Annotated in this window: 23 protein-coding genes and 5 tRNA genes; 17 read left to right on the top strand and 11 right to left on the bottom strand. The window is 37.0% G+C overall.

Going from position 1 to position 24,609, the window contains the following annotated elements; all coding sequences use genetic code 11:
• Nucleotides 1-61: 61 nt before the first annotated feature.
• Nucleotides 62-808, top strand: coding sequence for a ThiF family adenylyltransferase (locus LF886_RS01750; RefSeq protein WP_236852361.1), 747 nt, complete (start codon nt 62-64; stop codon nt 806-808).
• An 11-nt stretch (nt 809-819) separates the two neighbouring features.
• Here the strand turns inward: LF886_RS01750 and LF886_RS01745 are convergent, their stop codons facing one another.
• Entirely contained in the window at nt 820-1,578 is a 759-nt protein-coding gene (locus LF886_RS01745; protein WP_103234627.1) for a response regulator transcription factor, read from the bottom strand.
• Nucleotides 1,579-1,703: 125 nt separating this feature from the next.
• Between LF886_RS01745 and LF886_RS01740 the strand changes: the two genes are divergently transcribed.
• The 12 genes from LF886_RS01740 (at nt 1,704) to LF886_RS01685 (ending at nt 14,645) form a co-directional block, all read left to right on the top strand.
• Nucleotides 1,704-2,348, top strand: coding sequence for a hypothetical protein (locus LF886_RS01740; protein WP_152291197.1), 645 nt, complete (start codon nt 1,704-1,706; stop codon nt 2,346-2,348).
• A 66-nt stretch (nt 2,349-2,414) separates the two neighbouring features.
• Nucleotides 2,415-4,811 (top strand): TonB-dependent receptor domain-containing protein, encoded by a 2,397-nt coding sequence (locus LF886_RS01735; protein ID WP_236852360.1) that lies wholly within the window; start codon nt 2,415-2,417, stop codon nt 4,809-4,811.
• An 87-nt stretch (nt 4,812-4,898) separates the two neighbouring features.
• Nucleotides 4,899-5,078: a class I lanthipeptide gene (locus LF886_RS01730; RefSeq protein WP_076595230.1), complete on the top strand. Its 180-nt coding sequence runs from the start codon at nt 4,899-4,901 to the stop codon at nt 5,076-5,078.
• 55 nt (nt 5,079-5,133) lie between these two features.
• On the top strand, nt 5,134-5,313 hold the full coding sequence (locus LF886_RS01725; protein ID WP_076595230.1) for a class I lanthipeptide: 180 nt from the start codon (nt 5,134-5,136) through the stop codon (nt 5,311-5,313).
• 53 nt (nt 5,314-5,366) lie between these two features.
• Complete coding sequence (locus tag LF886_RS01720; RefSeq protein WP_124533050.1) at nt 5,367-5,546, top strand: class I lanthipeptide; 180 nt, start codon at nt 5,367-5,369, stop codon at nt 5,544-5,546.
• Between the two features lie 49 nt (nt 5,547-5,595).
• On the top strand, nt 5,596-5,775 hold the full coding sequence (locus LF886_RS01715; RefSeq protein ID WP_076595230.1) for a class I lanthipeptide: 180 nt from the start codon (nt 5,596-5,598) through the stop codon (nt 5,773-5,775).
• Nucleotides 5,776-5,837: 62 nt separating this feature from the next.
• Entirely contained in the window at nt 5,838-6,002 is a 165-nt protein-coding gene (locus LF886_RS01710; protein ID WP_175579922.1) for a class I lanthipeptide, read from the top strand.
• 81 nt (nt 6,003-6,083) lie between these two features.
• Nucleotides 6,084-7,256: a lanthionine synthetase LanC family protein gene (locus LF886_RS01705; RefSeq protein WP_236852359.1), complete on the top strand. Its 1,173-nt coding sequence runs from the start codon at nt 6,084-6,086 to the stop codon at nt 7,254-7,256.
• Nucleotides 7,256-8,413: a lanthionine synthetase LanC family protein gene (locus tag LF886_RS01700; protein WP_236852358.1), complete on the top strand. Its 1,158-nt coding sequence runs from the start codon at nt 7,256-7,258 to the stop codon at nt 8,411-8,413. Before LF886_RS01705 ends, LF886_RS01700 begins: the two co-directional genes overlap by 1 nt.
• Nucleotide 8,414: 1 nt before the next feature.
• Nucleotides 8,415-9,362 (top strand): LLM class flavin-dependent oxidoreductase, encoded by a 948-nt coding sequence (locus LF886_RS01695; protein ID WP_152291493.1) that lies wholly within the window; start codon nt 8,415-8,417, stop codon nt 9,360-9,362.
• Complete coding sequence (locus LF886_RS01690; protein ID WP_236852357.1) at nt 9,343-12,444, top strand: lantibiotic dehydratase; 3,102 nt, start codon at nt 9,343-9,345, stop codon at nt 12,442-12,444. Before LF886_RS01695 ends, LF886_RS01690 begins: the two co-directional genes overlap by 20 nt.
• Nucleotides 12,441-14,645, top strand: coding sequence for a peptidase domain-containing ABC transporter (locus LF886_RS01685; RefSeq protein WP_236852356.1), 2,205 nt, complete (start codon nt 12,441-12,443; stop codon nt 14,643-14,645). The genes LF886_RS01690 and LF886_RS01685 overlap by 4 nt, the downstream gene beginning before the upstream one ends.
• 131 nt (nt 14,646-14,776) lie before the next feature.
• Here the strand turns inward: LF886_RS01685 and LF886_RS01680 are convergent.
• The 5 genes from LF886_RS01680 to LF886_RS01660 all read right to left on the bottom strand — a co-directional run bounded on the left by LF886_RS01680 (nt 14,777) and on the right by LF886_RS01660 (nt 15,392).
• Nucleotides 14,777-14,860 (bottom strand) — tRNA-Leu (locus LF886_RS01680).
• A 77-nt stretch (nt 14,861-14,937) separates the two neighbouring features.
• Nucleotides 14,938-15,019: transfer RNA gene (locus LF886_RS01675), tRNA-Leu, on the bottom strand.
• Between the two features lie 121 nt (nt 15,020-15,140).
• A tRNA-Leu gene (locus LF886_RS01670) sits at nt 15,141-15,224 on the bottom strand.
• 6 nt (nt 15,225-15,230) lie between these two features.
• Nucleotides 15,231-15,306, bottom strand: a tRNA-Gly gene (locus tag LF886_RS01665).
• A gap of 4 nt (nt 15,307-15,310) precedes the next feature.
• A tRNA-Leu gene (locus LF886_RS01660) sits at nt 15,311-15,392 on the bottom strand.
• Nucleotides 15,393-15,571: 179 nt separating this feature from the next.
• Here LF886_RS01660 and LF886_RS01655 point away from each other — a divergent pair.
• The 4 genes from LF886_RS01655 (at nt 15,572) to LF886_RS01640 (ending at nt 18,446) form a co-directional block, all read left to right on the top strand.
• Entirely contained in the window at nt 15,572-15,949 is a 378-nt protein-coding gene (locus LF886_RS01655; RefSeq protein ID WP_236852355.1) for a DUF3127 domain-containing protein, read from the top strand.
• Nucleotides 15,950-16,010: 61 nt separating this feature from the next.
• On the top strand, nt 16,011-16,664 hold the full coding sequence (gene aat, locus LF886_RS01650; protein ID WP_236852354.1) for a leucyl/phenylalanyl-tRNA--protein transferase: 654 nt from the start codon (nt 16,011-16,013) through the stop codon (nt 16,662-16,664).
• Nucleotides 16,651-17,529: a DMT family transporter gene (locus LF886_RS01645; RefSeq protein ID WP_236852353.1), complete on the top strand. Its 879-nt coding sequence runs from the start codon at nt 16,651-16,653 to the stop codon at nt 17,527-17,529. Before aat ends, LF886_RS01645 begins: the two co-directional genes overlap by 14 nt.
• A gap of 47 nt (nt 17,530-17,576) precedes the next feature.
• Complete coding sequence (locus tag LF886_RS01640) at nt 17,577-18,446, top strand: hypothetical protein (RefSeq protein WP_236852352.1); 870 nt, start codon at nt 17,577-17,579, stop codon at nt 18,444-18,446.
• Between the two features lie 44 nt (nt 18,447-18,490).
• Here LF886_RS01640 and LF886_RS01635 read toward each other — a convergent pair whose 3' ends face one another.
• The 5 genes from LF886_RS01635 to LF886_RS01615 form a co-directional block, all read right to left on the bottom strand.
• Complete coding sequence (locus LF886_RS01635) at nt 18,491-19,873, bottom strand: tetratricopeptide repeat protein (protein WP_124533030.1); 1,383 nt, start codon at nt 19,871-19,873, stop codon at nt 18,491-18,493.
• Between the two features lie 207 nt (nt 19,874-20,080).
• Entirely contained in the window at nt 20,081-21,052 is a 972-nt protein-coding gene (locus LF886_RS01630) for a zinc-binding alcohol dehydrogenase family protein (protein ID WP_236852351.1), read from the bottom strand.
• 357 nt (nt 21,053-21,409) lie between these two features.
• Nucleotides 21,410-21,958, bottom strand: a complete 549-nt coding sequence (locus LF886_RS01625) for a Crp/Fnr family transcriptional regulator (RefSeq protein WP_236852350.1) — start codon at nt 21,956-21,958, stop codon at nt 21,410-21,412.
• A 47-nt stretch (nt 21,959-22,005) separates the two neighbouring features.
• Nucleotides 22,006-23,388, bottom strand: coding sequence for a phosphoglucosamine mutase (gene glmM / locus LF886_RS01620; protein ID WP_236852349.1), 1,383 nt, complete (start codon nt 23,386-23,388; stop codon nt 22,006-22,008).
• Nucleotides 23,389-23,451: 63 nt separating this feature from the next.
• Entirely contained in the window at nt 23,452-24,468 is a 1,017-nt protein-coding gene (locus tag LF886_RS01615; protein WP_236852348.1) for a DUF4421 family protein, read from the bottom strand.
• Nucleotides 24,469-24,609: the final 141 nt, after the last annotated feature.

Raw genomic sequence — 24,609 nt, 5'->3', positions numbered from 1 at the left:
TAAACTGTTGTGTAGTCGAAATTAAGACGTTTAAACCTATTTTTGTTTTAAAATAGAAGCAATGGAAACAAAATATTCTCGAAACAGGTTATACGTACAGGAAGAAGAGCAAGCAGCAATAAAAAACTTCTCTATTCTACTGGCAGGAAGTGGCATAGGCAGCAATATTGCCGAATGTGCCTTGCGTTTTGGTTTTGAAAATATCACCATTGTGGATGGCGATACCATCGAACAGTCTAATCTTAACCGACAAAACTATACCCATCAGGATATTTCTTCCTATAAAGCAGAAACCTTATACCATCGTCTGAAAAGCATTAACCCTGATGCCAATATTCGGTACCGGAGCGAATTTATCACCCAGGATAATGTTCATGAAATTATTGGCAACCATGATATTGCAATCAACGCACTGGATTTTTCAAGCAACATCCCTGTGGTCTTCGACAAAATATGTCAGGAAAAGGACATGCATGTATTGCATCCTTATAATCTTGGTTGGGGAGGCTTAGTAGCTGTTCTGGAGCCTAATGGTCTTCCTCTGGACATTCTTTCTGATGATAATTTTAATGAACTCAAAATGGTAGAATACATTGCGGGTTATCTTCGCTTTTGGAGAACTCCCAATGAGTGGCTTGAAAATATTATTGACGATTATAAGAACGAAAAAGAAAATCTTCCTCCTCCTCAATTAGCGATCGCTTCATGGATTGTTGCCGGAATGTGTACGCATGTAATGTTCAAAATAGCCACAGGAAAGCCTTATAAAACTTTTCCTCAGTTTTATATGAACGCTATCTCCGAATAAATATCAGGAATTTAAATCAGTTTGTAATTGGTTGCATAGGATAATGCTTCTGTGATATTACTTACGCCCATTTTGTCAAATAATTTTCTTCGGTGAAACTTCACCGTATCTCCTGTCACGTAGATCTTATCGGCAATTTCATTGATGGTAAGTCCCTGGGCATATAACCTCAGTATCTCTGCTTCTCTTTCTGAGAGCTTTACTTTCTCTTCTTTGATCCATCTGTTGTCTTTCAGATCATAATTCCAGATCTCATCTGTTCCCTGCTTTACAATAGAAATATTTCCGGATGCATGATTATGGGATAGTGATACAATACACATCGCCTTCCACATTTTGCCTTCTGAAGACAAGAAAAGCGGGGTAAGCTTGTGGTTGATAAGGATGGTATTTTTACTTTCATTGACTAAATGAAAATCATAGGAAATCGTATATAATTTTCGCTCATTCACGGGCAGATTCTCATAGAATTCAAACCCTACTTCATTAATTTTAAACAACAGATCCAGGTCTTCTTTTTTCACATGCCGGAAATAGAAAGCATACCCCATTGTTTCTACCTCTTTGGGAGTATGATCACAAAGAAATAAAGGATTATCTGAGACATACTCAAAATTTTGTTTCTGATAATCGATGACATACAAACTCATATAAGTGATCCTGGCAAAGGCTTTAATCACCTCAAGGTAATCAGACGTCTGATGATTCTCTGACTCTGAGATCGCATCAATGCTGTTTTTTTTCGAAAAGAATTTACCAATCTCTTCCATAGTTAAGTTTTTAAGGTACAGTTTTTAGGTTACTACACTTTAGTGTAGACTTTAAGGAATCTACACTAAAGTGTAGCATATCCCACTATTCAGTGTAATAATTTTACTATAAAGATAAAAAAAATATGGAACATCTTAACTTTTATTCTTTAAGTAATAAAAACTTATACGAATTAGCAGAATTTGTTGTTACCGAAAACTTTAATCATCATGAAAGTTATTCTGATACGGATCAGTTTAAGGCTGAAGTAGAGGATATCTATCATGAGGAAAAGAACTTTAAAAAGTCTAAGGTTTTTGTCTCCAGAGATCACGAAGGTAAGATCAATGGTTCTATAAGAGTTTTTAAATGGAATCATAAGGATATCCTTCCATTGGAAAAACTTTTCCAGATCAATCCATCTTCTTTTATCAAAAATAAAACAACCAACATTTGGCACATCGGAAGATTTGCTATCAAAAAAGGAATTGATAAAACAGGCTTTGGAATTTTCAAAACGTTAATGGCATATGCGCTTAATGAAGTTTGTCAGAATGAAAATTCTGTTGCCATTGCTGAATGTGATGCCAAGCTTTTGAAAGTCCTTAAGCTTATGGGAATAGAAGCTGTTATACTGGCTGAACCTATTCATTATCTGGGGTCTGAAACAATTCCTGTAATGCTTACTTATAATGGACTGAAAAACTTCTTTGATAAGAACTGTCATTTGATGTCAACACAGCAGGTGAGCGCCCTACACCAAAGTGTAGTATTGAAACAAACCGCCTAAAACTACACTTCCGTGTAGCAACATTCAAAACGCAACATTCTACATTTGAAATATAAAATAAAAGACATGACAAAGAAATACTTAATACCGTTATTATCCTTTTTAGGAATGGGCATTCATCTTAATGCTCAGAGTATTTCCGGTAAAGTATCTGATGAAAAGGCAAAAAATATTTCTTATGTAGAAGTGATCCTGTTGGCAGGAAATGATAAGTTCTCAACGATCACTGATGAAAACGGACTTTTCTCCATTAAACTTCCGAAAGCTGATTCTTATAAAATGGAATTTTTCCTGAACGGAAGCAAAGTATATGAAGGAAATGAAAATATTGAAGGTGAAATTACAAGAAGCTATACGATAAAAGACAGTCAGCAAGAAAGCCAGGAGATTCAGGCGATCAGTCTGACAAAAAAGAAAAAACTGATTGAAAGAAAAATAGACCGTCTTGTTTTCAATGTAGAAAATTCGGTTGCGGCAACAGGAAGAACGGCATTGGATGCTTTGAAAACTACTCCTCTGGTTCGTATTCAGGATGAAAAGGTTTCTATTGTTGGAAAGGGTGAAGTTCTGGTCATGATTGACGACCGCATTCAGAGAATGTCCCCGGATGATTTGTCAAGCTTACTAAAATCTATTCCATCAGACAATATCCAGTCTATTGAAGTGATCACTACCCCACCAGCGAAGTATGATGCAGAAGGAGACAGCGGACTGATTAATATCAAATTGAAAAAAGGAAAGGCAAATTCCTGGAATGCCAATATCGGAGGCAACTATACCCAAAAAACCTATGCAGGAGGAGGCGTTCAGGGAGCCTTTAATTACAACCGCAACAGGCTGTCATTACAAATCACTGCCAATACCAATTCCCAAAGGCTTCGGACTACATCTGACAGTAAGATTTACTATCCGGATGAACTATGGATCCTGAATGTGAAAAATAAATCGGAAGAGAACAATCTAGGGCTGGGGTTTGGCATTGATTATAAAATATCGGATAAATGGACAACGGGTGCAAAATATCTGGGCAGTTTTACCAGAAATACCTCATCAAACAGTCCTTTCACCTCAAGGTTTAATCCTTCAGGAGCCGTGAACTCATACATTACGTCTGATGTGGATGCCAACAATAAGCCTAATATGAATTCTCTTAACTGGTACAACACCTTTAAAGTAGATTCTGCAGGGACAAAAATCACCACGGATTTTGACTATTTCCACTACAGAAAAAGTGATTACAACTTTTATGCAGGAAATGAGCTGGATCCTCAAAGAAATATTCTTCCTGGAAAGTTTTTCTCAGCCACGAATACCAACGTGAACCGTATTGAAAACTATTCTGGAAAAGTGGATGTGGAAATGCCGTTGAAATGGGCTTCTTTAACCTTCGGGGGGAAGTACACGTATACAAATACCAATAATGACCTTGTCGTTTTGGATCATAAAACCGGAGCACCTGTTTTAAATACAGATCAGTCTAATATTTTTAATTATAAAGAGCATAATGAAGCGTTGTACGTTTCTGCAAGCAAAAAGCTGGGTGAAAAGTGGGAAACTCAGGCTGGTTTGAGGATGGAGGCTACACAGACGACCGGATATTCGCATAATCTTAATCAAACCAACAAAAATGATTATGTCAAATTGTTCCCGACAGCGTATGTGACCTATAATCCTGATGATAAAAATTCTTTCTCGCTGAACTATAGCAGAAGAATCCGCAGACCGAATTTCGATTATCTGAATCCGTTTGTGGTACGCACCAGCCCTTATTATTATTCGGAAGGGAACCCGTTCCTGAAGCCGTCAATAATAGACAATATTGAGTTTTCATACGTAAGAAATCAAAAATGGGTATCCTCAGTGTATTATTCTCAGGTATCAGACTTCAGCCAGGATCTTGCCATTCTGGATCAGAATACCAATATCACAAGAAGCACGCCTTTGAATTATGCCAACACCTATCAGATCGGGGTTTCAACGTATTACAATTTTAATAAATGGTCGTGGTGGAACAGTTTTACAGGGTTTAATGTCAATTATCAGAAGGTAAAGTCCAAAACAGATTTCATCAGCTCGATAGACGGATATAATGCCTATTTCTATTCTAATAATGACTTCACGCTGAATAAGTCTAAAACCATATTCGTCAGTGCCAATTATGGGCTGCAGCTTCCGGGACGGTATCAGATCTTTCATATCTCAACAATGAATATTCTGGATGTTTCTATGAAATTCCTGCTCCTGGATAAGAAACTGACGCTTACCGTTACCGGTATGGATCTTTTGAACGGCCAGCGTCCTGTGATCACTTATGAATCGAATGGTGTAAAAACAGACTTCAGCAGCTATGGTGACACAAGAGGGGTAAGAGTCTCTTTAAGCTACAGGTTCGGAAACAAGAATCTAAAATCTGAACAACAGAGAAACTTCGGAAACGAGGACGAAAGAAACAGAATTAATTAATCAAATATATACTTGCAAGTAGGGTCCAATAAAGGTTTTATGACTTGAAAAGATAACCATAACTAACCATACTAAAATTTTAAAATCATGCACAAAATTAAATTAACAAAAGGATTACAAATCAACAAAGAGCAAATCAGCAAACTACAGGAAGAGCAAATGAACAGCCTTAAAGGAGGTGTTAACAGCCTTCAGGCAGCGGCTCAATCTTGCGGACAGTGTTCTTGCGGTGGAAACACAATCGTAAAAACGAGAGCAGCTCAATAATAAGCTTTCCAAATCACATTTAAAATAAACAATAACAATCTAAAAATCAAACATCATGCACAAAATTAAATTAACAAAAGGATTACAGATCAACAAAGAGCAAATCAGCAAACTACAGGAAGAGCAAATGAACAGCCTTAAAGGAGGTGTTAACAGCCTTCAGGCAGCGGCTCAATCTTGTGGACAGTGTTCTTGCGGTGGAAACACAATCGTAAAAACGAGAGCAGCTCAATAATCGGCTTTCCAAATCACATTTAAAATAAACAATAACAATTAAAATCAAACATCATGAACAAAATGAAATTATCTAAAGGATTACAGATCAACAAAGAACAAATCAGCAAACTTCAGGAAGAGCAAATGAATGGTCTTAAAGGAGGGGTTAATAGCCTTCAGGCAGCAGCTCAGTCTTGCGGACAGTGTTCTTGCGGTGGAAATACAGTGGTACAAACAAGAGCTGCTAAGTAATTCTCACAAAAATTCGAAAATATTTATAACAATCTAAAAATCAAACATCATGCACAAAATTAAATTAACTAAAGGTCTTCAAATCAACAAAGAGCAAATCAGTAAGCTTCAGGAGGAGCAAATGAACAGCCTTAAAGGAGGTGTTAACAGCCTTCAGGCGGCAGCACAATCTTGCGGACAGTGTTCTTGCGGTGGAAACACAATCGTAAAAACAAGAGCAGCTCAATAATAAGCTTCCCAAATCACATTTAAAATAAACAATAACAATTAAAATCAAACATCATGAACAAAATGAAATTAACTAAGGGTCTTCAAATCAACAAAGAGCAAATCAGCAAACTTCAGGAAGAGCAAATGAATAGCCTAAAAGGAGGTGTTAACAGTCTTCAGGCTGCAGCTCAGTCTTGTGGACAATGTTCTTGTGGTGGAAACACTGTGGTACAAACAAGAAAGTAATCTATTCCTATAAAAGAGGGAGAACTTTTCACAGACCTCCCTCTTTTAAAAAAAATTATATAATCTCATAGCTCTCAGATCATGCAAAAAGAAAAACTAATCATCTCAGAAATAGAAGAATGTATCCGCAAAAAAGATACTTCCCTTACCGGAATCGGTCTTAATAACGGGATTCTAAGTGCTTCAATGTTCTATTATTATCATTATCTAATGACCAAAGAATCGGAATCTTTAGAACTGGTAACCCATTACATTGAGAAGTCTCTGTCTGTTTTAACAGAGGATTATAAAAGTCTTCATTTTAATGACGAAATAAGAGAGCTAGGATTATATCTTATGTTCCTGAAACAGGAAGAAGTTTTAGACAGCGAAATTGATTCTTTACTGGAGAATATAGATGAAATTCTGGAAGAAATACTGATCCAGCAAACAGAAAAAGGAGATCTTGACTTAACAAGCGGCTTTCCGAGTTTTGCCAAGTATTTTGTACTGAGAAATCTTGAAGGCAAAAAACATCTGATAGACAAAACGCTGAATAAAATCATTGCGCTTGCTCATCCTCATGAAAGCGGAAGCTACTGGAAATTTGATCTTCGGGATAAAGAAAATCCTTATGTAGAACTAGGTTTAGGACATGGAACCACAGGAGTGATCAACTATTTATTATTCCTTTATAAAAATAACATCTACAACCAGGAATCCCTGGAACTCATTCACAAAGGATTATCATTCATATGGAACTGCAAAGAAAGCAACACGGACAATATCACGCTTTTCCCGTTCAATGCCTTTGAAGACGTCTACATAGATTATCACAATTTAGCTTACGGTGAAATAGGAATCGGCTATACTTTTTACAACGCCGGAATTCTCTTAGAACATAAAGAGTATTGCGACAAAGGATTACAAATATTGATCAACACTACAAAATTTAAAGATACTGATCAGTCTGCCATCCTGGAGCCGGGACTCATTTATGGTTCCGCAGGATTATCCGCCTTGTACAAAAAAATCTATCATCTTACTGAACAGGATGTCTTTTTGGAAGCCAAAGAATATTGGCACGAGCATCTTCTTCAATCAAAAAATAATGAAAGTGAAAAATGGGCAGGATTCAAAGCCTATTACAATGCAGAGTTTGACAATATCAATATGGCCCTGGGCCAAGGCATAGCAGGAATCGGGATTACCCTGATGAACAATGTCATTAAAACCAATCATAACTACGTCTCATTCTATAATTACGATCTATAATGGAAACTCTACAATCTCAAAATATCACGACCATTCTTCATGAATACGATCAAAAACTTCTTGATTTTGATTATGGAAATTTATCTGATGGATTGCTTTATGGAAAACTGGGACTGCTGCTCTATTTCTTAACACAATATCAAATCTCCGGAAATGATATCTATGTAAACAAGGTAGGAGCTATCCTTGAAGAAGTCTTTGAGAATGGCAATCTGCAAAAAGAGAGCAACGTATATACTCTCCCGAATCTATCCAAAGGAATGACCGGATTGGGCATTATCCTGGATTTATTAAAAAAAGACGGATTAATACAAAATGACTTTGATGAGCAGATTACTGACATCGGAGAACTGATCTTCCAGCAATCCGTTACCATGCTGAAGGAAGACAATTATACTTTTTTTGATGGGCCGATAGGAAATCTTCATTACTTCAACACCATCAGAAATGAACAGTACAGCAGCGAAATTGTAGACATTCTTTATGATGAATGCATTTCCCACCCTATCCCATTTGAAAATAAGCTGAACGACAGCTATGCAGATGGTATTAACTTAGGATTCAACTATGGCTATCTTTCTATTGTTAATAATCTTTTGAGCCTTCCGGTAATGACTGAAAAAGCAAGGCATATTATTAACACCTGTCTGGATTTCATTATTTCCAATTTTGATGTCCACGAAGTAGAAAACGCCAGAATATATAAACCATACAATTACAAAATAGCAGAAAACCTGTTGAAGCCTTTCCACAACAACAGACTTTGCTGGTGCAACAGTGACCTCTCCTTCTCTTATCTTCTTTATAAAACAGGAGAAACACTGCAGGAAACAAGATACAGAGATATGGCCCATGAACTGGGTTTAGAAACTACAAAAAGAAGAGTAATGGCCAATACAGGCGTAGAATTTATCCAATATTGCCATGGAACTTCTGGACTTGTACAGCTCTATGATGAGATCAATAAAAAAGATGCCCATCCGGACTATAAACAGTCCAAAAACTTCTGGGTGAAAAGATCACTGAAAATCCTGGAAAACGAATTGGATCAACCCCTTACTGAGCAGGACGGCTCTTTACTCTTTGGGAAAACCGGAGCATTGATTACTCTGAATGATAAAATCGACAAAACTAAATACCTAAAATTTTTACTGTAACATGAAAACAAAAAGCATAGGATTACTAGAACTAGGATACAGAAGCGGCAAAGATTCCATCACAGCTCTTAACGATGTAGTTGATTATGCCCTTCATGCAGAGAGATTAGGATACAGCAGATTCTGGCTGGCAGAGCATCATTATTCTCACCTTAAGAATCTTGCATTTTCAAATCCGGATATCGTGATTGCCATGATCGCCGGAATGACAGAAAAGATAAGAGTAGGATCAGCGGGAACATCAGTACCCAGTTATTCTCCTTACGCTGTCGCTACCAATTATAAACTGATCAACAATATATTCAACGGAAGAATAGACCTTGGTTTATCAAAAGGAATTCCTGAAAGCACGTATACCAAAAACCTTTTGAATCCGGATATCCTTGAAAGAGGCACCGGAGTGGTTTTCAAAGAAAATGCCCACGAAATTCACGAATTGTTTTATTCTGAAGCCGAAAAGAACGAAAAAGAAGGAATTTTAATCCCTCCGTACGGCGGGCTGATCCCCGATCTCTGGTATCTTTCTTCTTCTCTGAACAATCTGGATGACGCCATCAGTTTACACTCAAACTATTGTGTATCAGCATTTCATGGAAGCGGAAAATTCCTTGAAGATCTTGAAGATAAAAAAGAAGAGATCAACAGATACAGAGACTCATTTGTACAGAAAAACGGATTTGCTCCTAAAATATCGCTGGCACTGGCCATCAATCTTTCGGAAGTCAACGAAATAAAATCCGATGCCGATGAATCCGAATCATTCAAAATTCTCAATCTCAACTTTGAAGAGCTTTTTGAACTGATTGAAAAACTGGATGAAAAACTGTCCGTCGATGAATTCATTTTATATGATACAGAACCCGACAGTGACAAGAAAATAGAAAACGCTGAAACGATAAGCAATCACTACAACTTACAATCTATTCAACATGAAAACGCAGTTAGATAACATCAATATTGGCTTTATGAGGAACTCTTTGTACTCATTCAAACAATATAATAATATACCGAAAAATACGGCAGATCTTGATCATTTCGTACTGGAATTGTGGAATGATCAAGTTTTCAGAGAATCTATCTTTTTAGCCTCTTATGAGCTGTATAACGAATGGGCAAGATTGTGCCAGAACGACCCTTCTTTATCTCTGGTAAAGAGAAACAAAATCAATAATTCTATTCTGAAATACTACATCAGAATTACTACCAGATCTACTCCGTTCGGAACATTTGCTTCCCACTCTGCTTTTGAACTCAATTCAGAAAACAAAAATATTGAAGCAGGAAATATGAATTCTATCCATCGGTATACTACCCTGGATCTGTCTTTCCTTTTTCAGGTTATAACATTAATCAACAGAGACTTTCCGGAAGTTCACGAATATGAACTTAATGACTCGATCTATAAGTTAGGTGATTATTACCGATATATCGAAACTACAATACAAAACGAAAAAAGAGTCTACACTTTAAGCTCATTGGAAAAAGATGAACTTCTGGATTTTCTGGTTGATACCATAGCAGACCAATCTTATTCTTTTGATAGCCTGGTTGCCTTAGTTGCAGAAAATGTGGAAGGAGTTTCTGAAGAAGATGCCAAATATTACATTTTCAGCCTGATTGATGCCCAATTCTTTAAAAGCGGATTTGACATCTGCTTAAATGAACATTCTCCTTTGTATCAGATTATTGAATATTTAAGTTCAAAAAAAGGGATCCATCCTGAACTCGACACCTATCTGGAAACCCTCATCAAAATGGATGGCTATATGGAATTGCTGAACTCAGGAATAGGGCAAGCTCAGGAATATTACAACGAGATATTCGCACTTGCTAACCAGTTTTCGATTTTGTATGACAGAAAATATCTGATCAACTCATCCTTAAAAAGAAATCTTGACTTCTCACCTGTTACCAGAGAAGATCTTTCCAAAATCAAAAAAGGAATCAATACCTTAACCTGCTTTTGGGACAAAGGAAGTGAAACGGTGAATGAAAATTTAGAAAAATTTAAATCTGCTTTTTACACAAGATATGAAGAAAGCCTGGTGCCTTTGGTTGAAGTATTGGATAATGAAAGCGGCATCGGATATATTCAGGAGCAAAACAATGAAAATGATTTTTCTTCCCTGTTGGATACTCTAAGCTGGCCTAATTCTAACAATGATTCATTTTCCATCACTTACAATAAAAAAATTCATGAATTCTGGCGAAGACTCATCAACAAAGCCAATATCAATGGAGATACTGCGATAGACCTTAGCCAGCACGATATCGACAGCCTTCAGAATACGGAAGAAGTAAGCCTTGCAAGATCTCTTTCGGTAATGATTGAAAAGGTTTCTGATAAAATAGCAATCTCTTCTGTAGGCGGAACAAGCGGGACCAATCTTATCGCCAGATTTTCCAATGAAGATGAAGAAATCCTGGCTCCAATGAACAGAATTATCAAAGAAGAACAGAATGATGATCATTTTATCTACGCAGAGCTGCTTCATTTACCAGACAACAGAGTAGGAAATATCTTACTGAGACAGGTGAAAAGAGGAAATCAGCTTTCCTTTCTTACCAAATCTTCAGCTTCGGAAAATACAATAGCCCTGACGGATCTTTATATTAAAATGATTGATAAAAGAGTTGTATTATTCCACAAAGGACTGAATAAAGAGGTTAAAATCTTCCATTCTACCGCCCACAATTTTGATTATAATTCGCTTCCGGTCTATCAGTTTTTATGTGACCTTCAGCACCAGGATGTCTCCTCTGCATTAGTTTTAAACATTGGAGATACCAACTATCTGATGTATGATTATATTCCTCGTATCACGTATGGCGAAGATATCATCTTTACTCCGGCATTATGGAGATTATACCAGAATGAAGTATCAGGAGTAAAGACTAAAAACAATACCGAAAGCATTAAAACGATAAAAGAATATCTTTCAGATAAAAAGGTCAACCGATATTTCTTTATTTCTCAGGGAGATAATAAGTTACTGATCGACGCGGAAAATGAGAACCTTTTATTATTCCTGATTGATGAACTAAGATCCAAGGAAATGGTAACCCTTACAGAATGTCTTTATGATCTTGAGACAGACGAATTCAACAACGAGATTGTCATCCCAATGATCAACAAAAATTATAAAGCATTTAAAACAGAGCTTGACCATCATCTTTTCAACATCAACGTTTCTGATAATAAGTTTATTCCCGGAAACAAGTGGCTGTACTATAAAATCTATTGCGGCAACAAGTTCTCAGACAAAATATTACAGGACGTCTTCCCAGATCTTTTGCCTCAGCTCAGTGAGGAAGAACTGATCAAAAAATGGTTTTACATCAGATACAGCGACCCTGATAATCACATCAGACTGAGACTGGAAATCAATGACAGTAAACTCACCAATACCGCTCAGATCATTACCACTTTCAACGATTATTTTGATAAATATATCAGCGAAGGAATTATTAATAAAGTGGAAATGGGAACCTATGACAGAGAATATGAAAGATATGAAGGTGAATTTATCGATGCCGCAGAACACATCTTCCATTATGACAGCAAACTGACCGTTAATCTACTGAAAAACATACCCAATAACGATGACCTTTGGCTGTACACCATCAAAAGTATTGATACATACTTCAATGTCTTCAACCTGGATCTGGATAAACGATATGAAGTCATCAACAAACTTTATACTCAGTTTCAGCGGGAGTTTAATGTAGACAGCAACCTTAAGAAGCAACTCGATTTGAAATACAGAAACAACCTGAACATCATCAGCGAGATTGTAGAAACAGACAACAGCCCTTATTTCTCAGAATTTGTCAGTTCCATCAAAGAAAACTGCAGAGAAATAGAGAATCTGAAGACCATTCAAAAAGAAAGATTAGTCAGCAGTTTTATTCATATGCATATCAACAGGCTGATCAGATCCAGACACAGAATGCACGAACTGATCATCTACGGAATTGTAGAGAAGTATTATAAAATGAAAATCGGCAAAAGAAAATATCTAGTATCATGAAGCTAAAATTTATCCCTCAACACGACCAAATGGACTGCGGTCCTGCATGTATCGCAATGGTGGCTTCCTACTTTGGCAAGCAGATTCCGTTACATTTTTTAAAAGAAAATGCCAACTTATCCAGAGAAGGAGTTAGCTTACTGAGCATCAGTGAACTATGTGAAGATATTGGATTTGAAACTTATCCTGCCAAGCTTACATTACAGACTTTGGATGAAAACGGCAGCCTGCCTTGTATCCTTCACTGGAATAAAAACCACTTCGTTGTCCTTCTTGATGTAAAGAAAAGCCTTATCACAGGGAAAAAACGTTACAGAATTGCCGATCCAAGCCATGGGATGATCTGGCTGAACGAAAAAGATTTTCTTAAAAGCTGGTTGTCAGACGGTGAAACAGGAATCGTTCTTTTCGTAAGTCCTACCAATAGTTTTTATCAGCAGACATTCCCGGAAGAAGATAAATTGAGTATTTCTTTTGCCATGAAATATTTCAAAGAGCATAAAAGCAAATTCCTCTTTTTGTCTGGTATGCTTCTTATCGGAAGCTGCCTGAGCCTTGTCTTCCCTTTCCTTACACAAACACTTATTGATAAGGGAGTTAACACGAAAGATGTAGATTTGATTACAATCATTCTTATCTCTCAGGTAGTGTTGTATTTAGGAAGTATTACGATAGAAATTCTCAGAAACTGGCTGATGCTTTATATCGGAACCAGAATTAGTATTTCCATTATTTCAGACTTCCTAAAAAAGATGCTTCTCCTTCCCATGGGATTTTTTGACACCAAAATGAAGGGAGATTTTACCCAGAGAATCCAGGATAACGAGAGAATAGAAGATTTCCTTACCTCTCAGAGTCTTATGACTTTCTTCTCTATGGTTACCTTCCTTGTATTTTTCGGAGTGCTTTGGTATTATAATGTAACAATCGTGCTTATTTACTCATCTCTGACGGCATTATCATTGGTTTGGGCTCAATATTGGCTTAAAAAAAGAGAAATCCTCGATTATTACCGATTCAGAGAAAAAGGACAAAGCCAGGAAAGCGTTTATGAAATTCTGAACGGGGTTTCTGAGATGAAACTGAACCAGTTTGAAGACTATAAAAGACAGGAATGGGAAGGTATTCAAAATAAACTTTTCAAAACAACCCTTCGTATCTTAAAAGTAGATCAGTATCAGTTTTCAGGCTTTGAGTTCCTTAATCAGCTTAAAAACATTTTCGTTACGTTCTTTGCGGCATTGCAGGTTGTAAAAGGAAATATGACTATTGGTGAGCTATTGGCGATATCTTACATCATCGGACAGCTCAACTCTCCTGTCAACCAAATGATTTCTTTCTTCCGCTCTTTACAGGATGCAAAACTGAGCCTTTCAAGATTAAATGAAGTTCAGAATCACGAAGAAGAGGAGAAAGAAGGAATGAAAGCCCTTGAAATTAATAGTACATCTTCAGAAGAAGAAAGAGGAATTACCTTAAATAATGTTTCTTTCCAATATGAAGGTCCAAAATCTCAGTTTGTTTTAAAGGATGTCAATCTGTTTATCCCTGAAGGTAAAGTCACTGCTATTGTAGGGGCCAGCGGAAGCGGAAAAACGACATTAATGAAGCTGTTATTGAAATTCTATAATCCAACTCATGGTACCATTCATTATAACGAGGACGATATTCTAACGCTATCTCCAAAAAGTGTCAGAGAAAACTATGGTGTTGTCATGCAGGACGGTTTTATTTTCTCAGACACCATCGAAAGAAATATTGCTACCAGCGAAGTAGAGATCAACACCAGAAAAATGGAAAATGCAGTAAGAGTAGCTAATATTTCCTCTTTCATCGATAATCTTCCTTTAGGATACAGCACCAAAATCGGGGCTGCCGGCAATGGAATCTCCGGAGGTCAGAAACAAAGAGTCCTTATTGCAAGAGCGGTCTATAAAAATCCACATTTTATATTATTTGATGAAGCAACCTCTGCGCTGGATGCCGAAAATGAAAAGATTATTCATGATAACCTGCAGGAATTCTTCAAAGGAAAAACGGTAATTATCGTAGCACACCGTTTAAGTACCGTAAAAAATGCAGATCAGATTATAGTCCTGAAAAATGGAGCCGTTGTAGAAAAAGGAAACCACCAGGAGCTTGTGAACAGAAAAGCAGATTATTACAGTCTTGTAAAAAATCAGCTTGAATTGGGCAACTAATCACCTCTCAATATATTTTTGACCGTTTCACAGCCTGTGAGACGGTTTTTTATTTAAGTATAAAAACAGGAAGAGAAAATGTATAGGTAGTAAACAAAAAAGTCCTCTGTAATTTCTTACAGAGGACTTTGTACCCCAGACGGGACTTGAACCCGTACGTCCTTGCGGACACAGGATTTTAAGTCCTGCGTGTCTACCAATTCCACCACCAGGGCATGGTGTGGGCAAAAAAAAGATCCGAACTAAGTGTTCCAACCTTTTCAGTGACTCTCGAAAGAGTCTTTTCGCATAGTGCGGATGAAGGGACTCGAACCCCCACGCCTCACGGCACCAGATCCTAAGTCTGGCATGGCTACCAATTACACCACATCCGCTGATTTGCTGATCTGAATTTACAGATTCAGGCTATATTTCTTACAAATATAAGACTTTTTATTTAAAGAACACTCTCTATTAAAACAAAAAACCCTCCGTAAGATATTACAGAGGGTCTTGTACCCCAGACGGGACTTGAACCCGTACGTCCTTGCGGACACAGGATTTTAAGTCCTGCGTGTCTACCAGTTCCACCACCAGGGCATGGTGTGGAGCGAAAAACGGGATTCGAACCCGCGACCCCAACCTTGGCAAGGTTGTGCTCTACCAGCTGAGCTATTTTCGCATAGTGCGGATGAAGGGACTCGAACCCCCACGCCTCACGGCACCAGATCCTAAGTCTGGCATGGCTACCAATTACACCACATCCGCTGGTTTTTTTATATTGTAAGTTTTAAAGAGCTTGCTTCTTTTTTGTGAGTGCAAATATAGGACAATTTCCTTTACCAGCAAACTTTTCCGGAAAAAAAAATAAAATTTCCACATTTTTTTTTCACCACACCTTTTATTACATTTCATTTTCTTACTTTTACATCGTTAATATTTACGATATGGAATTACAAGGAACGGTAAAGAAACTTTTTGATGCTCAAACATTTGCGAGCGGATTTCAAAAAAGAGAAATGGTTATTTTGACTCAAGAGCAGTATCCACAGCCGATAAACATAGAATTTTTATCTGATAAGATCAGTTTATTAGATAACCTTAAAGAAGGGGAAAACGTAAAGGTAGGAATCAATATCAGAGGAAGAGAATGGGTTTCTCCTCAGGGTGAGACTAAATATTTCAATTCTATTACAGGGTGGAAAATAGAGAAGGTTTTTGAAAATGCTTCAGAACCTACTCAGGCAATGCCTCAGCAGTCTGCATCACCGGTTTCTAACGAGAATCCGTTTGCTGGTGACGATGACGATGATTTACCTTTTTAATTAAAAGAATAAAAGATCAAATATAAATCCTGCTTTTTGAAGTAGGATTTTTTTGCTAAAAATGGTTCGATTAGACGAAAACGAAATTTCATTTCCCGATCCTGAGCTCTATGACGGGCATGACGGGCTGATTGCCTTCGGAGGTGATCTGTCTGTAGAACGTATTTGGTTTGCCTATCAGCTGGGTATTTTTCCCTGGTACAATCCTGATGAAGAAATTCTATGGTGGTGCCCGGATCCAAGGTTCGTTCTTCTTCCCGAAGAAATAAAAGTCTCAAAATCAATGAGAAAGATATTAAATAGAAATATTTTTACTTTCTCAGAGAATCAGAATTTCAGGGAAGTGATCAGGAACTGCCAGCAAACCAACAGAAAAGGACAGTCTGGAACATGGCTTTCTGATGAATTGATGAATTCATTTATTACCCTTCATGAATATGGCTTGGCCAAAAGCATTGAGGTGTGGCAGAATGGAGAACTCGTGGGTGGTTTTTACGGACTGCAGATCGGAAACGTTTTCTGTGGAGAAAGTATGTTTGCTAAAGTGAGCAATGCCTCCAAAGCAGGATTTATTCATTTTGTAGAAAGCAACAAAAACACCCTTGAATTAATTGATTGTCAATCTCATACCGAACATCTGGAAAGCTTGGGCGCAAAAATGATTGCTAAAAAAGAATTTCTAAAAATCTTACACGAAAATAATGAACGCAGATAAAGAAAAATGGATTCTTCTGGTTATCCTGAGCATCATCTGGGGATCATCCTTTATTTTGATCAAAAAATCACTTGAACATTTTAATCCGTTTCAGGTAGGATCTTTAAGGGTTCTTATTGCCGGGATTATTTTACTTCCTATTGCCATCTCCAACTATAAGCTTTTCCCGAAAAAGCATTTGAAATGGCTGATTCTGGCTGCTTTTACAGGAAACTTTATTCCTATGTTTCTGTTTCCCATTGCAGAGACCGAGATAAGCAGTAGTATTGCTGGAATCATCAACTCTATGATGCCTATTTTTGTGATTATTGTAGGGGCACTGGTATGGAAGTTCGAAACCACAAAAAAGCAGATTATAGGAATATTAATAAGCTTTACGGGAGTTTGTATTCTGGCATTTGGAGGGGGTGACAGCGGGGAATTTAAGATGATTCCGATCCTCTTGTTATTATTGGCCACTTTATGCTATGCTTTGAGCACAACTACGGTAAAATCAAAGCTTATGGAGGTTTCTTCTACTGTTTTGTCTGCATTTGTTTTCTCATTTGTTTTATTATTTCCTTCCGTAATTGCATTGACAAGCACCGGATTCTTCTCAGAGTTTAGTTTTTCAAAGGATAATTTGCTTGGGTTAATGTTCGTTGGCCTACTCTCTATTTTCGGAACCGGGCTGGCGATGATGATGAATTATCGTTTACTGAAAGTTTCTTCTCCACTTTTTGCATCCACTGTTACTTTAGTAATGCCTATTGTGGCTATTATATGGGGAATTTTAGATGGTGAAAAAATGACTTCCCTACAGTTTGCAGGAGCAGGAATTATCATTGCAGGGCTTATATTTTTAAGATCAAATCCAAAAAAATAAAATCATATTATAAATTAAATTATATTTGAATGATTTAACTTATAACTATGAAAAAAATTCTACTTTATGGCTCTATAGCCTTATCTACACTTTCGTGTTCTACTTCTTCTGAGGATACTCCCTTTGATAACAGTGATCCTTCTACTCAAAATGTAATCCTTCCTACAAAAATGAATAAGGATGGTATTGTCATGAAAATCAATTACAACGGAACTAAAATCATCAGCATGATTAACAACATTAATCATGGACAAAGAATTGAGTTCACTTATACTGATGATTACGTTACCGGCATCAAAAATTACGAAAATAACGTTCTTGAAAGTACGGTTGAATATGGATATTCCAGCGGACGTATGGCTTCAGCAGTTACTAAGGAATATTCTACTACCGGTACCGTACAAAACACGGTTACATTTACCTATACGTATACGAGTACTACAGAGATCAATGTGAAAAGACAAACGAACTCGGGAATCGCAGGTTCTTCTACCATCAATAGTGTGTTTACATACAACAATGGAAATATGGTAAGCAATGTGGGATCGGGAACCGGAACCGTCAATGGAAATACCGTTACTTACACAGAAAAAGAGACCTATACTTATACGGATAAAAACTATCCTTTTAAAAATGTAAAAGGTTTTGACAAAATTATATTCAATGGAAATGAAAGCAGTGACGGGGTAAGCATGCTGTTTTCGAATATAAAGAACAGCTTAAGTACTTATAAAGGACAATTCACCAATACAACAGCCGGAGGCGGAACTGGAACCGGAACCAGCAGTCATAAGTATACCACAACATTTAATACAGCCGGTTATCCATCTGAAGAAAGCAGACAAACTCTTGATATCAATGGAAACCCAATGACCAGCGCTCCTGATCGATTTATGTACGAATACAATTATCAATAAAAAAAACCTGCATTTCTGCAGGTTTTTTATTGTTTTAGATCAATCTAGTTCTTTTTTCTCACTCTACTTGCCTTAGCCTTTTTCACCTCATCTTTAATATATGGATACTTTTTCTGCATATCCTTTACTAAAGACGGATCCAGATCTAATGCTTTCTGAAGAGCTTCCATCCCTTTATCCTGGTCTTTCAGGTTAAAAAAACAATTGCTTAACTGATAAAACAGTTCCGCTCTGTGGTGATTTTTTAACGCTTTATTCAAAACCGTTACCGCATCTTCATATTCTCCTACCAACATCAAAACTTCTGAATAGGCATACCAGTTGTAGAACCTTGTGGGCTCAGCATCTACGAGTTTTTTAAGACAGGAAAGACTTTCTTCAAATTTCCCTGAATCGATGAATAAGAAAGCCAATCTCTTTTGATAATCAAGATTGTTTTCATTCAGCTGTGTGGCTTCTTTAGCATAATGCAATGCTTCAGACATTCCGCCCATTTCTTCGTAAAGATAAGACTGTTCCATCATCGCAAGATAAAACTGAGGGTCTTCTCTCAATGATTTCTGGAATGCATTTAAAGCTAAAATAGGATTTTTTAATGCCTTATTGCATAGTCCGATCTTATAAAAAGTAAATGCCTTCGTATATTCAAGCTCCAGCATCTCTTCATACGTCTCGATTGCCTTTTGGTATTGTCCCAAAGCTTCATAACAGGCTGCTTTATTGGCATATACCCCTACAGAAGTAGAGTTGATTGCCAACAAATAATCATAGCCTTTTATCGCTTCATCATAATTTTTTCTGTTGAAATAGAATTGTCCATACTCAAACCATGCGGTTTCAGAATAAGAGAATTCATCTAAATATTCATTAAGAAAGGCAATAGCCTCCTCGTTCTTATTCAGTTCACTGAAACACACCATACAATTCTCCAGCGAATATTCATCCGTTGGATCTTCTTTAAGTGCCTTTCTGTAATGTCTAAGAGCGTTAAAAGGATCTCCAAGATTCACATATTCATCCGCAATAAAGTTGTGGAGAAAGTTTTCTTCTTCCTCTAATGTCAAAGCTTTTTTACAAATTTCAATGGATTTTCTAGGATTTCCTAGGTTCGAATAATACTTCGCGTAGCAAACCAAAAAGTCTGTGTTCTCCATAGAAGCACCTTTTAACTCATTGATTAATTCTTTCGCTGCATTATACTCTTCCCACTCCAAAAGGATCTCAAGTCTTTTAATCTTAATATCCAATGAATTGGGATGAAGCTTCAGACCATAAGTAACCGCCATATCAGCGTAATTAAAATCTCCAAGCTCCAAATAATAAACAATAATATCTTCTAATTCTTCGGTATCGAAGTAGAATTCGTCATTGTTTTCCATCATTTCCTCGAACTTTTTTACAAGTTCATTTCCAAAATACTCTTCCAATAGTGTCCTCTCTGTCGGCCCAATGTCTGAATTTGCTTACAAACCTCGGCAAACTTTTAGTTAATAATACATCTGAAACTGATATTCAAATATTTATGCAAAGTTGCAACTTTTTTTTGAATTTTCCATTTCATTAATTTCTATTATAAAAATAGTAAAAAAAGAAAACCAATAAAAGGATTGTGGATAAAAAAACGCAAATTGGGGTTAAATTCTTATGACAAGCCGTTTTCCACTTTGTACATACCCATTCCATATAGATTCAACATCCTTAATATCAACATTTTCCGTCTCCATATTAATTTTTCCGTCTAAAGCTGCCTGGAACATTTCAGGAATGATTTCCGAAAAGAGAAGCGCTGATTCTTCTTTCGTCCAGCTTCCCAATCCTGATCCCGAAATCTGAATATTGGTTCCTCTGAGAATCTGTGAAGACAGCTGAATGGTATCTCCGCTCATTCCGCCTACGGTAACGAGTTTTGATCGGTGAGAAAATGTTCCGTCTCCTTTAAGAGCAGACAGTATCATTTCTACGGAATGCCCCCAGATATAATCCAGGATAATATCTATAGGAGTTTCGCTATGAATTTCTTTTATTTTTTGTTTAAAATCATGATCATCTGCTTTGAGGGAAATCACATCATCAGCCCCCAGTTCAAGCAAGGCCTGCAAAGCATCTTCATTTCTTCCGGTAACAATAATTTTTTTTGCGCCATATAATCTGGCAATCTGAACAGCGATCTTCCCTGTAATTCCTGTTGCTCCATTGATCAGAACTGTATTTCCAGGTTGTATGCCCGCCTTAAATCTTAATGCCATTGCAGATCCCATCACCGCGTTGGGTAATGCTGCTGCTATAGAAAAATCCAGTTCCGAGGGGATTGGAACAGTCATTTTTGTATCGACCACCACTTTTTCTGCTATAGTCCCTTTTTTGCTGAAAAAATAAACTTTATCTCCGTTTTCAAGATATCCTGCGCCATCTGAACCAATAACGGTAGGCTTATGTTCTTCTTTCTCTATGGAATAATGATTTCCACTCGCTCTTGCCCTATCAAGGTTTTTAATAGATGCTGCTTTTACTGATATTAAAATCTCGTTTTCCGCTACTGCTTCCGGCTCTGGAAAATCTGCATATTGAGGACTTCTTCCTTTTTCGAATATTACGGCTGCTTTCATTGCTCTAAATTTTTATACAAAATTATTACCGGGAACCTCGGCAAAGCAATAACATTTGTTATCAGTTTTAGGAAAGGGAGCTGGAAGAGGGAGGCTGGGAGTTTATAAAGCGGACAATAGAGTTAAGAAGCGTAGACAGGATATTGTGTATTATGTGTTCGTTAAGGCACTTCGTTTAGCAATGAACAATCAACATTGCTGAGTGAAACGCCTTTGCGACCCTCTTCAATTAAGGAAACTATTCTTTGCGGACATCGTGTTTAAGATGAGTCCGAAGTTATACAGTGTTTTTTTAACTTCCAGCTTCTGACTTCCTTCTTCCAACCTCTTAAAGTCTCTCTTTCAGGATCTTACTTTTTATCCTGCTGAGATGTACCGTTGTAATACCGAGATAAGAAGCGATATAATGCTGGGGAACTCTTCTGATGATCTCCGGCTTGGTTTTGACCAGATTGATATACCGCTGCTGTGGTGTATCTTTAATAAATGAAAAAAATGCTTCATATAATCGAATACCCTTTCGAAAAGAGCATCCATAAACAGGGTTCTGAGCTCAGGATTTTCATAAACTTCTTCTAAGAAGGCTTCCACATCAGGTTTTTTGATTTTGTATAATATACAGGGTTCTATGGTCTCGAATGAAACCATGCTTGGCAATCCTTTTCTAAAGCTTTCAAGGGACGAGAACATTGTATTCTCCAGGAAAAACTGGAATGTAACGTCTTTCCCATCATTATTATACCAGGCTCTTACCATGCCTTTTTCAATGTAATAGGCATTATAGGAAACTTCGTCTTCTTTTAAAAGCAAAGTTTTGGCAGGAACTTCCATACGCTCGAAACTGCCGAGAAATTTCCTCCATTTTTCTTTAGGAAAGGGAAACCTGTTTTTGATATTTTCAAACATTCCTGATATAAAAAAGAACGGACAGTGCGTCCGTTCTTCATATATTTTTAGATTAAACTCTTGATTTTAGCAATGATGTCATCTCCTAATTTATCTGCTTCTTCCTGAGATTTAGCTTCTGTATAAATTCTGATAATTGGCTCTGTATTAGATTTTCTAAGGTGAACCCAGTTATTTTCAAAGTCTATTTTAACGCCGTCTACAACAGAAACTTCTTCATTTTTGTATTCCTCCTCCATTTTGCTTAAGATTGCATCTACATCAATCTCAGGAGTCAGTTCTATTTTCTTTTTCCCCATGAAATAGCTTGGGTATCCTGCTCTTAGCTCAGAAACCGTTTTGTTTTCTTTAGCCAAATGGGTCAAAAATAAAGCGACACCTACTAAAGAATCTCTTCCGTAATGTAAATCAGGATAGATAATTCCTCCGTTTCCTTCGCCTCCAATGACTGCATTTTTCTCTTTCATCAAAGTAACTACGTTTACTTCTCCTACAGCACTTGCAAAATATTCAGAATTGTGGGTATGTGCTACATCTCTCAAGGCGCGGCTTGAAGAAAGATTAGAAACTGCTGCACCATTTTTGTGCTTTAGCAAGTAATCTGCCACAGCTACCAATGTATATTCTTCGCCAAACATTTCACCTTTTTCATCGATCAAAGCTAATCTATCCACGTCCGGATCTACCACGATTCCTAAGTCTGCATTTTCCTTTTTTACCAATTCGCAGATATCTCCCAAATGTTCTTTCAAGGGTTCTGGATTGTGTGGGAAATGTCCGGTAGGCTCACAGTATAATTTGACCGTTTCACATCCTAATGTATCCAAAAGCATAGGAATTGCAATACCTCCTGTAGAGTTTACAGCATCCAGAACTACTTTAAAATTCTTAGCTTTGATGGCTTCTGCATCTACCATTGGTAAATCCAAAATCTGCTTAATATGGATATCAAAAGCATCCTCTCTTGTTTCATATTTTCCAAGATCGTCTACTTCTGCATAGTTGAAATCTTCACTTTCTGCTAAAGCCAATACTTCAGCTCCATTTTCACCCGTGATGAACTCTCCTTTCTCGTTTAATAACTTAAGGGCATTCCATTGTTTTGGGTTATGAGAAGCGGTAAGGATGATTCCTCCATCTGCATTCAGCTCAGGAACCATTATTTCAACCGTAGGTGTTGTAGAAAGTCCTAAGTCTACAACATTAATTCCTAATCCCTGCAATGTTGCAGTTACTAAGGAAGAAACCATTTGACCAGAAATTCTGGCATCTCTTCCAATGATAAGGGTAAGGTCTTTTTTATTTTTATTATTCTGAAGCCAGGTTCCGAATGCAGAAGCGAATTTTACCACATCAAGCGGTGTCAAGTTATCATTTACTTTTCCACCAATGGTTCCGCGAATTCCGGAAATAGATTTTATTAACGACATTATGTTTTTAATTTATAATTTTCTAAATTTTACCAGACAAAGATACTTAAAAGACCTTTCAACTTATAGAACCGGAATCTTTTTTTGGATTTTATCGTAGGTATTTTTTACAACTTTCGGTGGTGCAAAACGATATCCCACATACAGCAAGCCATAGAGGTTATTATTCTCCACTGCCTGGTTGTTTTTCTGATCGTAGGCGTATGTATTAAAATTCATTTTACCCCCGAATAAAAACCGATCCGTATTATACCCTACATGCAAACCGCCCTGCATTCTTATGGTGGCATATTGAGCATTTTCTTTTGCTCCTCCATTCTGAAAGTTCCGGTAGCTTGAGAATTTACTTCCTATTCCAATAGCTAAATACGGTGAGATGTTCACATTTTTCCATATTACCCAGTTGTAAAAATACCCCATATTACCTCCAATATTATATTGAGTTTCTTTACTTTTTACTTCGTCAATTTTATTTCTGAAAATAGTAAGATCATAATCTACAAAAGGTACCCAGCTTCCACTGCTTTTCTTCTGCCATTCCCCCTGTGTGTAGATACTTCTTGCTGAAAAATTTTTATTAAGAATATAGGAGGTGGATCCACCAAAGCTTTGTACCCTAAGATCCGGAAACTGAATGTACGGATCACGACCTTCCTGCCATTGCGGGAACCGGTCTTTCATATTTTCAATATAAAAGCCCGTAACATTTTTATAGTACAGATTCTGAATGAATCTACCGGGGAAGAGTCTGAAGCTAAAATCGGTGTATGAGCTTTCGCCTTTCATGTGATCATCACTATTTCCCTGTAAAAATTTGGGTGAAAATGATAACGTCGCACTTATTATTCTATAATCGACTGAAAGGGATGTTTTGGTTTTGTTGTTGATTGACAGGATTGTCTTATTTGCATTCTTCCCTTCTCCTTCTGAAAAAATATAGCTTTCGATATTGGTATCAAGATTCACACGAATCATTACCTGATCTGCATAGGACTTGGTATTCGTGGTATCGGATTGTGCTTTTCCCTGTGTGGAAAATGAAGAAAATAATATTAATAATCCTGTTTTTAAGAAATTCAAATCGAATAATTTAAATTAGAAAAATGAATTTACTCTATTTTTTCCAATTATCCGATAAACCCAATATTAAGAACAGCCGCAATCTTTATCACAGTTTGTTCTTTTGGAACTGAATTTCTTAGGGGCAAAATTCTTTTTAAG

The organism is Chryseobacterium sp. MEBOG07, assembly GCF_021869745.1.
Taxonomy (GTDB): Bacteria; Bacteroidota; Bacteroidia; order Flavobacteriales; family Weeksellaceae; genus Chryseobacterium; species Chryseobacterium viscerum.
The sequence above is the reverse complement of the archived record's forward strand: the minus strand, read 5'-3'. Positions and strand labels throughout refer to the sequence as shown.